Raw genomic sequence first — 14,137 nt, 5'->3', positions numbered from 1 at the left:
GCGCGTCACGCACGGTCCTCGGCGGGGCGCACCACCATCACCGGGCACTTCGCGGCGTGGATCAACGCCTGGCTGTGCGAGCCGAGCAACAGACCGGCGAAGCCGCCCCGTCCCCTGCTGCCGACGACGACAAGCTGCGCCTGCTCACTGAGCTTGAGCAGCTTCTGGTGCGGCCTGCCGCGCACCACGACCCGCTCGACGGTCACGTCGGGGTACTTCTCACCCCAGCCGGCGAGCCGTTCGGACAGCATCCGCTCCGCGACGTCCTGCGCCGTGCCGCGCTCCTCGGAAAACCGCTCCGGCGCGAGCATCTCGGCGGCATCGCCGTCGAACCAGGTGTGCACCGCCGTCAGCGGCGCGCCCCGCAGCGAAGCTTCCTCGAAGGCGAACGAGAGCGCGGACTCCGACAGCGGGCTGCCGTCGATGCCGACGACGACCGCGTCTCGCTCCGGGCTGTCGGCGTCCTCGCCCCTGACCACGACGACCGCACTGTGCGCGTGGCTGGCGACCTTGACCGGCGTCGAGCCGAGCGCGAGGCCGGCAAGGAACCCGCCGTGGCCGGACGCGCCGAGCACGATCAGCCACGCCTCACGGGACTTCTCGATCAGCACCGGCGCCGGGTCGCCGTTATCGCAGACGACCTCGACCTCGATGTCGGCAACCTGCTTCGCGGCGTCCTTGGCGGCGACGAGGATCTCGTTACCACGCTCGGCGAGCTCCTCCCGCAGCTCAGTGGAGGGCGGCCACGCGCCGACGTACAGGCTCGGCAGACCGAGTGCGTGGACCAGCCGGAGGGAGGTGTGCCGGTGGGCCGCGTCGCGCGCGCCCCACCGGACGGCCGTGAGCGCTGATTCCGACCCGTCCACTCCCACTACGACCGGATAGTTCTCCGGAACGACGTCATTCATGTCTTTCTCTCCCTCGTCAACGGATCGCTCCAGGGGCACCCGGATCGCTTGCGTGCCAGCCTGTTCGCGATGCCGATGCGGCTGCTACGGGAGTTCGTCACCAAGCGGTGATGACCTTCTCCCCGTGCTGTCCCCTGCTCACGACCGCGAAGACTGCTCGCAGGGTCCGAGCCATCGATGCCGCGAGGGGCAGCACGACGCGGGCCGCGACCGGTATACGTAATTTCGTAACGTTTGCTCTGTTTGTCGGTGTCTCACCAACCGTCAGCGCTGACATAATCTCGCCACCGTTCGAACGCTGTCCGTGACGTCGTGGTGACATCAGGTGGCGAGGGGAGCAAGTGTGGAACCTGATACCAAGCGGCATGTGCGCGTTGTGCTCTGCTGGCGGGACGGCCCGAACGCGGCGGAGCTCGCCGCGATACTGAACACCCAGCGGGCACTGACCGTCGGCGCGCTCGCGTCGGACGCGACCACCGTCATGTCGCTGCTTCCCAGGGAACGGCCGGATGTCGTGGTCGTCGACACCACGATGGCCGCGGCGGATGTGCTGTCCCTGAGCGGGTTGTCCAGCAGGCACCCAGCCAGCGGCGTGCGTGGCGTTGTCCTGCTCGCCGACGACGACTTGCCGACAGGAGACGGAAACGAGTTGCTCGCGGCGGCCATCCGGCGTGGGGCGCGCGGAATCGTGGCACCCGATGCCCCGGTCGAGCACATCGCCAGCGCCATTGACGCGGTGTCCGCAGGCGGGGCGTACATCGCGCCACCGCTGACCGGTCGGGTGCTGGACGCGCTCAGCGATGGTGGCGGCGGAGCATTGCCTGCCTACGCGGCAGCGGTGCTGACGCCCCGCGAACGGCAGGTGCTCGACCTGCTCGGCAGGGGCAAGTCCAATGCGGACATCGCGGACAAGCTGGTGCTCAGCGTCAGCACGGTGAAGCACCACGTATCCAGCGTGCTACGCAAGCTCGGGCTGCGCAGCAGGGTCGAAGCGGTCGCGGCGACACAGGACGCATTGCGAGACCCAAGCGGCGAACATGAGAGATATTCGTACCAAAGACCCATTCTCGGTAATCACCCAGCCACGTAGCGTCCTGAGTGATCTACAAGATCACCGAGGCAGCGGTCGGCCAACCCATGACCGGCTGGCCGCGCCCGCGACGCGAGGGAGGCTCTTGTGGGGAAACTCGGACGCACATTGGCCGCGATCGCCGCACTCACCATGGCGGCTGTCACGGCACCCGCAATCGGACACGCCCAACCCAGTGACGACAACCCCGGCCGCGCGCACACGCAACAGCCGCTGCCGACACCTGCCGACCCGGCCACGGTGAAACCGGCCCCGCGCGGCGAGTTCTCGACAGCAGCCCTCCGCGACGGCTACTGGCACCAGGGCGAGTTCGCGCTGTGGTCGCGACCGGACTATCTCGGCGATATCTACGACACCAGTACGCGGTACCACAAGACCTACTACGGCCGGTACTACGTCAACTCACCGATCACGCTGTACAACACCGCGAGCAGCACGGCCAACGGCAACGAGCATTACCGCGTCATCGCGACCAACTACCCCGAGGGCAAGGGCGACCGGCTCAAACACCTCAAGTACCCGCAGTGCAACAACGTCACGTGTTACGCCTACCGCGGCCTCGGATGGGCGGACAACAACCTGGAATCCCACTTCCGGCGTTCCTGACGCATGCTGACGCGCGCCGCACTGGCAGTGCTCGCGGCAGTTCTCGCCGCACTGACGGCGGGCGGATGCACGACACCGGCCTCGCCGAGCGAATCGCCCACGCTCGGCGAGGTCCCCGTCGTCCGCGACGCCGATGACCTCGCCGCTCTCGATCTGCCGCTAGACCCGTACCACGTCGACACCGAAGCCCTGCTCGACCGGATGAACCGGGCGTGGGATGTCCTCGTCCAGCGCTGCATCCGCCACTATGGGCTGCGCTGGCCTACGTCGTCGGAGCACGTTCCGCCGGAGGGCCCCGAGCACATGGACCGCTACGGCATCATCGACGCCGACGTCGTCAAGGAGTACGGCTACCACCAGCCGCCGCAGCCGGGTGTCCCGGACGACACGGACGCTGAGCAGTCCTGGTCGACGGATGCCGACAACGTCATGACCGGCGGAGTGGAGCGCTACGACGGCAAGCCGGTGCCCGAGGGTGGCTGCAACGGCGCGGCGATGCGGGAACTCGGCACGAAACCACCCGAGGACGGACCTCCGAAGGCGCCGCTGTCTCGCAGGCTCGCCGGTCGTGCGTACGAACAGGCACTCGCCGATCCTCGGCTCGACCCGGCCGTCACGGAATGGCGCGAATGCATGACGGCCGCGGGCTATGACTACGACTCGCCGCTGGACGCGGGCAGGGACCGCACGTGGTACGCCGAACCCGGCGCGTCCAAGCCGGAGATCGCCGCCGCGCAGGCGGATCTGGACTGTCGAGTACGGAGCAACTACGTCGGCATGTTCTACGCGCTCGACGCCGCCTACCAGCGCGAGGCGGTGGCGGAGCATCGCACAAACCTGCGGGAACTGCGCGCGCAGGCGGACGAGATCGATCGGAACGCCCGGCGGGTGCTCGGGGAGTAGTCGACGACGTCCGGGACCAACGACCCCCTCACGTCGCCGCGCCACACCAGAACCCTGGCACCATGACTTCCGGGCGAGACCACGAAGCTGGTGTGGTCGGTGCCGCTGCGGTAGGCGCTCAGCGGACGGGAACGGTATCCGCGGACCACGCCGCGATCCGGTCCGGCCAACGCAGGACTTCGGTCCTGCTGACCAGGCCGAACACCATCCCGCCCTCCACGATAGGCACACAGCTGAGCTCGTTGTCCAGCATCAGCCGGGCGACATCGGCGACGTCGGCGTCCGGACTGGCGGACTCGAACCTGGTAGTCATCACCGATTCCACGGTGATCGTGTCATCCCCAGCCAGGGTTACTTCGGAGAACAGCGCGTTGGCTTCGCTGAACAGGCCAATAAGCTGCCCGTCGTCGGACACAACAGGCAATGCGGGTAGCGCTCGCTCGGTGAGCATGTCAACGGCGTCGGCGACCGGAGTGTGCGGGCCGACGGTGGGTACTGGTCGTGCCATGATCTCGGAGGCGTGCATTCTGGGTGTCCTCGCACGATCGGTCAAATCGGTGTACCTACCTACAGTAAGTGTCGGCTCAGGAAAATGCACTTGCCAACGGTCCCTGATTCCGAGGGGCTTTCGACCGTGTCCAGCCGCGCTCCGGAGTCGGTGCACGTCTCAGTCGGTGCCCGCGACCAGGTGTTCGACCGCCAGATCAGGGTGCTGCCGCTGGAGCGTGCCGAGCGCGACCTCGTCGGCGAACAACGCCAATTCGGCACCGTCCGAGCGAGTCAGCACCTCTCCCCTGCGGCTGGTTTCGATGGTCTTGCGGTGCTCGCTGTTGGTGAGCAGCCGGACGGTGCGGTACGGCAGCCGCTCCAGTTCGACCCCGACGCCGAACTCGACCTTGAGCCGGTGCGAGGCGACTTCGAACTGCATCGGTCCAACGGCGGCGAAGATCGGCACCCCTTCGCCCCTGCGGTCAGACCGCAGGACTTGCACCACGCCTTCGGACTCCAGTTGGTCGACGCCCTTGCGGAACTGCTTGGCCCGCCCGAGGTCGCGGGGGCGCGCGACGGCGAAATGCGCGGGCGCGAAGCTGGGCAGACCGGGGAACTTCACCTTCGGTTTGCCCTCGTAGAGCGTGTCACCCACCCGCAGCGCGGTGGCGTTGACCAGTCCGATCACATCACCAGGGAAGGCCTCGTCCATGGTCGAGCGCTGCTGGCCGAACACCTGCTGCACGTACTTGGTCGCGAACGGTCGCCCCGTGGTCGCGTTCGTCACGGTCATGCCGCGTTCGAACCGGCCAGAGCACACGCGCGCGAACGCAACCTGGTCGCGGTGAGCGGGGTCCATACCGGTCTGCACCTTGAACACGAACGCGGAGAACGGCGAATCCAGCGGCCGGGGTTGCTCATTCACATCGAGCCTCGGCTCGGGGCGCGGCGTCAGCGCGACCAGCTGCTCCAGCAGCTGCTTGACGCCGAAGTTGAGCACGGCGGCACCGAACAGCACCGGGGTCGCCGAGCCGTCAAGGTAGCGGTCCATGTCGAACTCACCACCGTCGCCGACGACCAGTTCGGACTCCTCGAGGGCGTCCTGCCACGCCTGGCCGACCTCGGCCTCGGCTTCGGCCGGGTCGAGATGCCGCTCGCCCGCCGCCGTCGCACCACCCGCCGTGCGCTCGTACTTGATCATCGTTCCCGCGCGCAAGTCGGCGACGCCCTTGAAGTCGCCGGCGATGCCGACCGGCCAGGTCAGCGGCATCGCGGGCAGGTTGATCCGCTCGGAAAGCTCCTCGCACAGATCCATCGGATCGCGGCCAGGCCGATCCCACTTGTTGATGAACGTCAGCACCGGGATGCCCCGGTAACGGCAGACGTCGAACAACTTCAGTGTCTGCGGTTCGAGGCCCTTGGCGGCGTCGAGCAGCATGACGGCGGAGTCGACGGCGGAGAGAACCCGGAAGGTGTCCTCGGAGAAGTCGGCGTGGCCCGGCGTATCGAGCAGGTTGATCACGGTGTCGTCGATGGTGAACTGCAGCGCGGCGGACGTGATCGAGATACCGCGTTCGCGCTCCATCTCGAGCCAGTCCGAAGTGACACCGCGCCGGTCGCCCTTGCCGTGGACCGCGCCCGCGTTGGTGATGGCCTTCGCGTGCAGCGCGAGCGCCTCGGTCAGCGTCGACTTACCCGCGTCAGGGTGACTGATGACCGCGAAGGTGCGCCGACGACGTGCCTCTCCTGCGATATCGTGGGTCACCTGCGATCGAGCTCCATTCCTGCGATACGTGCTCTCTTGAGGTTAGGCCGTGGCCGCCGCGCGATCTCTGGTGGGGCGGGATTCACTACCGCGCGTTAACCGCCGCCGATAGCGGGCCCGCGCCATGGGTGCGTTAGCGTGACGTGCGATGTCGGGTTCACGAAGGGATGCGAGGGGCGGCGTGGAGACCGTCGACGAGGTGGAGAACCCGAGCACAACGGACGCAACGGCACCAACGCGCACATCAGACCAGCCGGGACGTGGCTCATGTCCACATCGGCGCTGGCGGCTGCTCGCGACCGTCTTCGGCATGCTTGCCGCCGCCTGCGCATTGGCGATTCCACTACTGCCCGTGACGTTCGACACGGCACAGATCGAATGGCCGCATGCGGGCGACACCAGTCCGGTGAACGCACCGCTGACCGGCTACTGGGCGCACCACATCGACGTCACCATTCCTTGCGACACCGTCACGGCGCTCGACGACACCCCCGCAACCCGCGGCGTGCTGCTCTCGACCGTGCCGCACCAGCGGATGGACACCGGTGCCGGTATGTATCTGCGGGTCAAGAACGGCACGTTCACCACGGTCAACCGTGGCCAGCAGATCGTGTCGCAGCGGCTACCGCCAACGGGCTGCGACATTGGCTACACATCGACGGCCACGCGCACCGAGATCACCGTCGCCGACACGGTGGTGTTCGACGAAGAGCGCGACATCCGGCCCAGGGTCGTCGGCATCTACACCGACATCACCGCCGAACGGCACCCGATCGACGGGCTCAGCGTGTCGATCACCCCGGACACCCGGTATCAATCCTCGCCGACGATGTGGAAAACGGCGGCCACCATCGTCGGGGCGTTGTCGCTGCTCGGTTGCCTGATCGCGGTGAACCGACTCGACACTCGCTTCGCGCGGCGCGCGCCTCGCTGGGCGCCGATCGGATGGTGGAAACTCACCGGTCGTGACGCCACCGTCATCGGCGCGCTCGGCCTGTGGGTGATCATCGGCCCGGTCACCTCGGACGACGGCTACATCCTGTCGATGGCGCGAGTGGCCGACGATGCGGGCTATCTGACCAACTACCACCGCTGGTTCGGCGTCGCGGAGGCGCCATTCGGCTGGTTCTACCACCTCACCGAGGTCATGACCTGGGTGTCGACGGCGCCGCCGTGGATCAGGCTGCCGTCGTTCCTGCTCGCGGTGATCGCGTGGCTGCTGATCAGCCGCGAGATCCTGCCCCGATTGGGCACCCAGGTGCGCAATTCGACGGCGGCAGGCTGGGCCGCTGCCGCCGTCTTCCTGGTGTGGTGGATGCCGTTCAACAACGGCGTGCGTCCCGAACCGGTAGCCGCGGTGGGCGCACTGCTGGCCATCGCGGCGGTCGAGCGCGCGCTGGTCACCAGACGACTGCTGCCAGTATGTCTCGGGGTGCTCGCGGCGGCGTTCACCCTGGCGGCGACGCCGACCGGGCTGATCGCGGTCGCACCGTTCATCGTGGCCGCGAAGCCGCTGTTCCAGTTGCTGCGCCAGCGCGCGCGTACCGGCTGGGTCGGAGTGCTGACGCCGATCGTGGCGTCGGGTGTCGCGGTGCTGATGGTGGTCTTCGCCGACCAGACGCTGGCGACCGTCGCCGAGGCGACACGGCTACGCACTCAGGTCGGGCCGAGCCTGGCGTGGTTCCAGGAGTTCTCCCGCTACGATCTGCTGTTCGGCGGTGGCGGCGGCGCTGGGGACGACTCGCTGACCCGTCGTTTCCCTGTCCTCCTGATCATCCTGTGCACCATGACCTGCCTGGTCGTGATCCTGCGCAGAGGCAGGATTCCCGGCGCGGCGCTCGGTCCGAGCCGCAGGCTGATCGGCACGGTCGCGCTGTTCTTCCTGCTGCTCGCGCTGACCCCAACGAAATGGACACACCACTTCGGCGCGTTCGCCGGGGTCGGCGCGGCAATGGCCGCGTTGACGGCGCTGGCCACGAGTCAGTCCGTGCTGCGTTCCGCCCGCAACCGCAACGCCTTCCTCGCCGGGTTGCTTGTGGTCGCCGCGCTCGCGACGACAGGACCGAACTCGTACTGGTTCGTCTCGCAACTCGGCGTTCCGTGGGCGACGTCAGCGCCAACGATCGGCCCGCTCAAGGTGTCCACGATGTTGCTACTCGCCGCGGTGGTCACGGCGGTGGGGGCGCTGGTCCAAAACGTCCGCACGCAACGACCGGGCGCACCGCCCCGGCAGCCGGAACGCCGTTCCCACGCCCTGGCGCTCAGTTCGGCATCGCTGACGATCGTGTGCGGGCTGTTCGCGCTGTCGGAGTTCGCGACGGTCGCGACGGCGGGCTATCACCAGCGCGACAGCTACAGCCTCGCCGCCGCCAACATCGACCATCTGATGAGTTCGAGCTGCAACATGTCCGACCACGTGCTCGTCGAGGAGGACCCGGTCGCGAACGTGCTGCCCGGATACCCACCCGCGCTGCAGCGCACCCTGCCGCCCAAGGATGACGAGGACACCGACAGCGAGGCGACCAACACCAGCACCAGATCGAACGGCGAGAAGAGCGGTGACAGCGAGGGCACCGCGAACGGCAGCGACACAACGGGACCTGACAAGGCACGTGGCCCGAAGGCCAGCGACAACGGGAAACGCGGCAGCAAGACCGCGCTTGTCGAGCAGCCCGACGAGTACCGCATCTCCACCATCGGTTTCCACAACCGCTCCGTTGGCGGCGACGACCCGCTCGGCACGCCGCCCCAGGGGTTCAGTCCCGAACTGGTGCCGATGTGGAGCAGTTACGACCACCCGCAGGGCGCCACCGGAACGTTGCGCTCGCACTGGTTCCAGCTCGACAAGGAGCAGCTGAACAAGCAGCTCGTCGTCTCGGTCGCGGGCGGCCAGGGCACCGGGCTCTCCCTGGCGGCCGAGTACGGCAAGCGCACACCGCGCGGCTTCGAGATCATCGACCGCAAGCGGATGCCTGTGCCGTTCGACGCCGCGATGAGCTGGGAGGACGCGCGGATCATCCAGGACGACGTCGACGACGATGCCACCGCGGTACGCATCGTGGCCACCGACAACGACCTCACCGACGAGGGCTGGATCGCCGTCACCGCGCCGAGGGTGCCGTCGCTGACGACGCTGACCGCGCGAATCGGCGCGAACCCGGTCTATATGGACTGGCCGACATCATTCGTCTACCCGTGTCTGCGGCTGCCCACCACCCATGACGGCATCAGTGAGATGCCCGCCTACCGCATCACGGCGGGCGAGCTGGCCGCCGAGGCAGGCTGGTCGGACAGCAGCGCGGGCGGGCCGCTCGGCTGGATGGAGCTGGTGGCCGAGGAGTCCGAGGTGCCGAGTTTCCTCGCGGGTGAGCCGAAACAGTCCTGGGGACAGCTCAAACAGATCGAGCCGCTTGAGCAAGGCGTGCCGCCGCACGTCATCCGGGACACCGAGGTGCATCCCGGCTGGTGGTCGCCTGGTCCTGGCCCCATGCAACCGGATGGCAGAACGCCGACGCGGTAACGCAACGCAGTCGCGCGCGAACAGTAGGATTGTGGCCGCACGCCCCGCACCCAGTCCCCGACACAAGGCGGTTCGCCCATGCAACTGATGCCGGTTACCGACTCGATGTTCCTGCTTATGGAATCGCGAGAGCACCCAATGCACGTCGGCGGGCTGCAACTGTTCACAAAGCCAGACGGCGCAGGCGACGACTACATCGAGTCGATCTACCGCGATCTGATCGAACGCGCGGAGGTCGCCCCGCTGTTCCAGAAGCGGCCCATGAGCCCGGTCAACACGCTCGGGCAGACATTCTGGTCCGAGGACACCGCCCTTGACCTCTCGTACCACGTGCGGCGTTCCGCGCTGCCCACCCCTGGCAGGATCAGGGAACTACTGGAACTCACGTCTCGCTGGCACGGCACGTTGCTCGATCGGCACCGGCCGCTCTGGGAAACGCACTTCGTCGAGGGGCTCTCGGACAATAGATTCGCGATCTACACCAAGGTGCACCACGCCTTGCTCGACGGGGTGTCCGCACTGCGGCTGATGCAGAACGCGCTCACCGACGACCCGTCCGCGCGAGACGTGCGCGCGCCATGGGAGCTGCAGCCGGGCAAGAAACGCACGAAGTCCGCCAGCGGCGGCTCGCTGCTGCAGCGAATCACCGGCCTCGCCAGCGACTTCGCCGGGTTCGGGCCGACGGCGGTCAGGGCGTTGACCGAAGCCGCCAGGGAGCACTCGGTACCGCTGCCGATGCAGGCGCCGCGCACGATGTTCAATGTCTCCATCGGTGGCGCGCGGCGGTTCGCGGCGCAGTCGTGGCCGATCGAGTCGTTCCGTCGCATCAGCAAAGCCACCGGCACCACGGTCAACGACGTCGTGCTCGCGACATGTTCCGGCGCGCTGCGGGACTATCTGATCGAACATCGCTCACTGCCTGACGCGCCGCTCACCGCCATGGTGCCGGTGTCGTTGCGCAGCAGCGAATCAGCCGAGGAGGGCGGCAACGCGATCGGCGCGATCCTCTGCGATCTCGCCACGAACGAGCAAGACCCCGCGCGCAGGCTCGCGCGGATCGCGGCGTCGATGAGCAGCGGTAAGAAGTTGTTCGCCGGACTAACCCCGATCCAGGTCATGCTGCTGTCGGCACTGAACGTCTCGCCCCTCGGCCTGTCGCCCATCCCCGGCGTCGCCGACCACACCCGGCCCGCGTTCAACCTGGTGATTTCCAACGTGCCGGGGCCGAAGGGGCCGACGTACTTCAACGGCGCCAGGCTCGACGGCGTCTACCCTGCCTCGATCTGTCTCGACGGCCAAGCGGTGAACATCACGCTGACCAGTAACAACGACATGCTGGACTTCGGCATCACCGGCTGCCGCAACAGCGTGCCGCACCTGCAGCGGATGCTGCTGCACCTGGACACCGCGATGTCCGAACTGGCCACCGCGGCAGGGGCGCGCTAGCGGTGTATCTCAGTGCCGTACGCGTGGGGAGTTACGCCTCTTTCCGGAGGACACCACCGTATTCGTAGACCTCGGTGTTGGTATTGGTGATTCCGACGTAGCGATGGAGCTCGGTAGGAACCGGCTCGAGTGGCGGCTGGGTGGGGTCAGGGCGCCAGTCTTTGAGGTTGACGAGTCCTGGTTCGACGGGCTGTAGACCATCGAACAGGGCGCCGAACTCGGCCGGAGTGCGGGTTTGCCAGGGCACGCCTAGCCCATTGAGCTTGTCCGACATGCGAGCGCCCCGGACGGGGTCATCGATGACAACTTGGGATGCGGCGAGGTGACTGCCAGGCACGGCCACCTCATCGATGATGTGACGCAACGCGTGGCGGGGGGCTCCCGGATCGGTGTCCTGGAGGTGGTGGCCGACCGACAGGAACAACACGGCGACCGGCTCGCTGAAGTCGATGAGCCGACGAGTGTCTTGATGTTCGAGAATCGCCTCCGGCTCGCGCATGTCGGCCGTGATGACCGCGGTGGCGGCGTTGTTGGCCAGCAGCGCCCTGCCATGAGCCAGCACGATGGGATCGATGTCGACGTAGACGACGCGGGCGTCGGGATCGCACCGCTGTGCGACCTCGTGGACGTTGTTGTCGGTGGGCAACCCACAGCCCATGTCGATGAACTGGGTAATGCCGACGTCGCGGACCAGGTACCGCACGGCGCGGTACAGGAACTGGCGGTTCTGTCGAGCGATATCGACGCAGCCAGGGAATTCCTGCACCACGGTCAGGATGCTGTTCCGGTCAACCTCGTAGTTGTCCTTGCCGCCCAGCATCCAGCCATAGGCTCGTGCTGAGGTGGGCTTGTCCAGCTGGACATCGATCTCGGCAGAGTGCTCGTTAGTTGTCATCGCGCCCTTCGTTCGCCACCAGGTCCGCCGGTGCGGTTTTCGTGTGACCATAGCGGCATCGGAGCGATGCGAGGAACCCACCCGTCATGGCTGACGGGAGATATTCGCGGGCGTCCAGACCGAGCTTCGCGGCGCGGGAGCCGAGTCGCCGGGCAGCTCGAGCGGATCATGTCCGAGCTGCCAGCGGCCGTAGTGTTCAAGACACAAACCTCGGCCGATCGGGTCGCGTTGGCACTGTTGGCGGCGACAGCGTGCTGGTGATTCCGCGGTGGGCGCGGGGCTGCGCATGGTCGGCTCTCTCCTCGGTCGTGGCCAGCGCGATTTCGCGATGCGCTGGCTCGGTTGAATCGGACAGTCGATGACGTGGTGCCCCAGTGAGTCGGGAACGGACTGAGGCGTGGTGGGAGTGCGTGGCCGCGGTCTTCGTGCGATACATCGCTCGATCGGCCTCGGCGAGCAGCTCATCGAGGCCGTGAGCGGGTTGGATGGCGACCCCGACGCTCGCGGTGATGGTGATATGCCGGTCGTCGGCGATGCGGATCGCGCCGATGCTCGCATTCAACTCGTCCGCGAGCCATCGTGCGTAGCGGCCTGCCTTCGCGGCGTGGGGATAGCTGTCGAGTAGGACGACGAACTCGTCACCACCGACGCGGGCGATGCACGTGGTGCGAGCCCGCACTCCGGTAATGCGGTGGGCGATCTGCACCAACACCTCGTCGCCGACCGGATGACCGAAGTGGTCGTTGATCTGTTTCAACCCATCGACGTCGAGCGCGATCGCCGCGACGTGCTCACCGCGGCCCGAGGTAGCGCGCAGCTCTTCGATCGCGCACCGGAGGCCCTCCCGGTTGGCGAGCCCGGTCAGGCAATCGGTTCGCGCGGCGCGCTCGGCGACCCGCACTCGTCGTTCCAACGCGCGGACACGCCGTATCGCGAGCATCAGCCAGAACGCGAGAACGCCGGTCACTCCGAGCGCCACGGCCATGGTCAGAAAACTCATCGGAGCCCGCACCCCCCACCGATACGTGCCCAGTGGCGCCCCGACGCGGCAGCAAGGGCAACCCGGTGGCCCAGCACGTCGCTCATCGCTTGCCTCCCCCGGATCGCCCCGCGCCTGCAGGTTGTCCATCCGCTGCTACTGTGCCGAAAGTACCTTGCAGATGCAAGAACGTTCGCAAGAACAGATGTAAGAACGGCCCGATGCGACCAGCGCTGCGGGCACGCCACGAAAGGCAGCATCCATGGCGACGGACCGAGCCAACGCTGATCACGCCCGCTGGCCTGGGTTGGTCTGGCGCAAGAGCGCGCGCAGCAATCCGAGTGGGAACTGCGTGGAACTGGCGCAGTTACCTACCGGGGAGATCGCACTCCGTAACTCGCGCGACCCCCAGGGTGCTGTGCTGGTCTATAGCCGCGCCGAGATCGGCGCGTTCATCGCGAGCGCGAAGCAGGGCGACTGGGACGACCTCGTCGGCACATCGTGAGCCCCCGCTGACAATTGCGCCATCACGTGTCCTTTATGGCACACTAGGGCTTTTCCGCCGAGGAGCGCACATGATTAGCCCACCAGAAGGCCGTAGATCCGCCGATGAGCCGCTGTCACTTACTCCATCTGGCGGTGGACCCACAGTGTTGCGGATCACACTCGGCGGCCAGCTCCGGCAGCTTCGACAGCGGCAGAAGATCAGCAGGGAAGCCGCGGGCGACGCGATCCGCGCCTCCCACGCCAAGATCAGTCGGCTTGAACGTGGCCAAGTCGGGTTCAAGGAACGCGACCTGCGTGACCTGCTCACCCTTTACAAGGTCACCGACCCCGACCAGTGCGAGGCACTGCTGGCGCTGGCCCGCCAAGCCAACGAACCAGGCTGGTGGCATCAGTACAACGACCTGCTGCCGTCGTGGTTCGAGACCTATCTCGGGCTCGAACAAGCGGCTCGCGTCATCCGAAACTACGAGAACCAGTTCATCCCCGGCCTCCTGCAGACCGCCGACTATGCCCGCGCGGTAACCCTCCTCGGCCACGCGAACGAGCCCCCGTCCGGAATCGACCGGCGGATCAATCTGCGAATGGGCCGCCAGCGGATCCTTACCGGTGACAACCCGCCGATGCTGTGGGCGATCATCGACGAGGCGGCGCTGCGCCGAGCCATCGGCGGCACGGACGTCATGCGCGCCCAGATCGATCACCTCGTCGCGTCAACCGAACTGCCCAACGTCACGGTGCAAGTGCTCCCCAACTCCGTCGGCGGACACGCGGCGGCTGGCGGCCCGTTCAGCCTCCTGCGCTTCCCAGACACCGACCTGCCCGACGTCGTCTATCTCGAACAACTCACCAGCGCCCTCTATCTCGACAAACGACACGACATCGAGCAATACCTCAAGGTCATCGACCTCCTGTCCGTCCAAGCCGCGACCCCGGAAAAGAGCCTCGATCTCCTCGCCACCCTCCGCGCGGAACTCTGACCCGGCCCGGTCCGGCGCTACGGGATGCGACCTACCCGCTTCGAATACCGAC

General features: G+C 67.2%; 12 protein-coding genes. 7 read left to right on the top strand and 5 right to left on the bottom strand.

The window, feature by feature from the left end; translation table 11 throughout:
- Nucleotides 1-5: 5 nt before the first annotated feature.
- Nucleotides 6-908 carry a universal stress protein gene (locus AMYHA_RS09850; RefSeq protein ID WP_034270270.1) on the bottom strand — a complete coding sequence of 301 codons (903 nt, stop codon included), beginning with the start codon at nt 906-908 and terminating at the stop codon, nt 6-8.
- Nucleotides 909-1,251: 343 nt separating this feature from the next.
- Here AMYHA_RS09850 and AMYHA_RS09845 point away from each other — a divergent pair, with 343 nt between their 5' ends.
- The 3 genes from AMYHA_RS09845 (at nt 1,252) to AMYHA_RS09835 (ending at nt 3,507) form a co-directional block, all read left to right on the top strand.
- Complete coding sequence (locus AMYHA_RS09845) at nt 1,252-1,998, top strand: response regulator transcription factor (RefSeq protein WP_051399723.1); 747 nt, start codon at nt 1,252-1,254, stop codon at nt 1,996-1,998.
- Nucleotides 1,999-2,085: 87 nt separating this feature from the next.
- Nucleotides 2,086-2,604: a hypothetical protein gene (locus AMYHA_RS09840; protein WP_034270268.1), complete on the top strand. Its 519-nt coding sequence runs from the start codon at nt 2,086-2,088 to the stop codon at nt 2,602-2,604.
- Nucleotides 2,605-2,607: 3 nt separating this feature from the next.
- Nucleotides 2,608-3,507, top strand: a complete 900-nt coding sequence (locus tag AMYHA_RS09835) for a hypothetical protein (RefSeq protein ID WP_034270266.1) — start codon at nt 2,608-2,610, stop codon at nt 3,505-3,507.
- Nucleotides 3,508-3,625: 118 nt separating this feature from the next.
- On the opposite strand, the gene AMYHA_RS09830 is transcribed toward AMYHA_RS09835, so the two are convergent.
- Together AMYHA_RS09830 and AMYHA_RS09825 are read right to left on the bottom strand one after the other, a co-directional pair.
- Nucleotides 3,626-4,033, bottom strand: coding sequence for a CBS domain-containing protein (locus tag AMYHA_RS09830; protein ID WP_051399722.1), 408 nt, complete (start codon nt 4,031-4,033; stop codon nt 3,626-3,628).
- A 141-nt stretch (nt 4,034-4,174) separates the two neighbouring features.
- Entirely contained in the window at nt 4,175-5,761 is a 1,587-nt protein-coding gene (locus AMYHA_RS09825) for a peptide chain release factor 3 (protein WP_034270263.1), read from the bottom strand.
- Nucleotides 5,762-5,909: 148 nt separating this feature from the next.
- On the opposite strand from AMYHA_RS09825, the gene AMYHA_RS09820 reads away from it, so the two are divergent.
- Both AMYHA_RS09820 and AMYHA_RS09815 read left to right on the top strand, forming a co-directional pair.
- A complete protein-coding gene (locus AMYHA_RS09820; RefSeq protein ID WP_084037026.1) occupies nt 5,910-9,281 on the top strand; it encodes an arabinosyltransferase domain-containing protein in 3,372 nt (1,123 codons plus the stop codon).
- Between the two features lie 78 nt (nt 9,282-9,359).
- On the top strand, nt 9,360-10,727 hold the full coding sequence (locus tag AMYHA_RS09815) for a WS/DGAT/MGAT family O-acyltransferase (RefSeq protein WP_034270260.1): 1,368 nt from the start codon (nt 9,360-9,362) through the stop codon (nt 10,725-10,727).
- A gap of 31 nt (nt 10,728-10,758) precedes the next feature.
- Here AMYHA_RS09815 and AMYHA_RS09810 read toward each other — a convergent pair whose 3' ends face one another.
- Both AMYHA_RS09810 and AMYHA_RS25635 read right to left on the bottom strand, forming a co-directional pair.
- The gene (locus tag AMYHA_RS09810) at nt 10,759-11,622 is read right to left on the bottom strand and encodes an SAM-dependent methyltransferase (protein WP_034270257.1); all 864 of its coding nucleotides are present in this window, start codon (nt 11,620-11,622) and stop codon (nt 10,759-10,761) included.
- 196 nt (nt 11,623-11,818) lie between these two features.
- Nucleotides 11,819-12,622, bottom strand: a complete 804-nt coding sequence (locus AMYHA_RS25635) for a GGDEF domain-containing protein (RefSeq protein WP_169732913.1) — start codon at nt 12,620-12,622, stop codon at nt 11,819-11,821.
- A gap of 241 nt (nt 12,623-12,863) precedes the next feature.
- Between AMYHA_RS25635 and AMYHA_RS09800 the strand changes: the two genes are divergently transcribed.
- On the top strand, nt 12,864-13,106 hold the full coding sequence (locus AMYHA_RS09800) for a DUF397 domain-containing protein (RefSeq protein ID WP_034270254.1): 243 nt from the start codon (nt 12,864-12,866) through the stop codon (nt 13,104-13,106).
- Between the two features lie 145 nt (nt 13,107-13,251).
- Entirely contained in the window at nt 13,252-14,085 is an 834-nt protein-coding gene (locus tag AMYHA_RS09795; protein ID WP_231104679.1) for a helix-turn-helix domain-containing protein, read from the top strand.
- The last annotated feature ends 52 nt before the right edge of the window (nt 14,086-14,137 follow it).

It is taken from the genome of Haloechinothrix halophila YIM 93223, from assembly GCF_000504245.1.
Taxonomy (GTDB): Bacteria; Actinomycetota; Actinomycetes; order Mycobacteriales; family Pseudonocardiaceae; genus Haloechinothrix_A; species Haloechinothrix_A halophila.
Note: the sequence above shows the minus strand (reverse complement) of the source record. Positions and strands in the feature narration are given on the sequence as shown.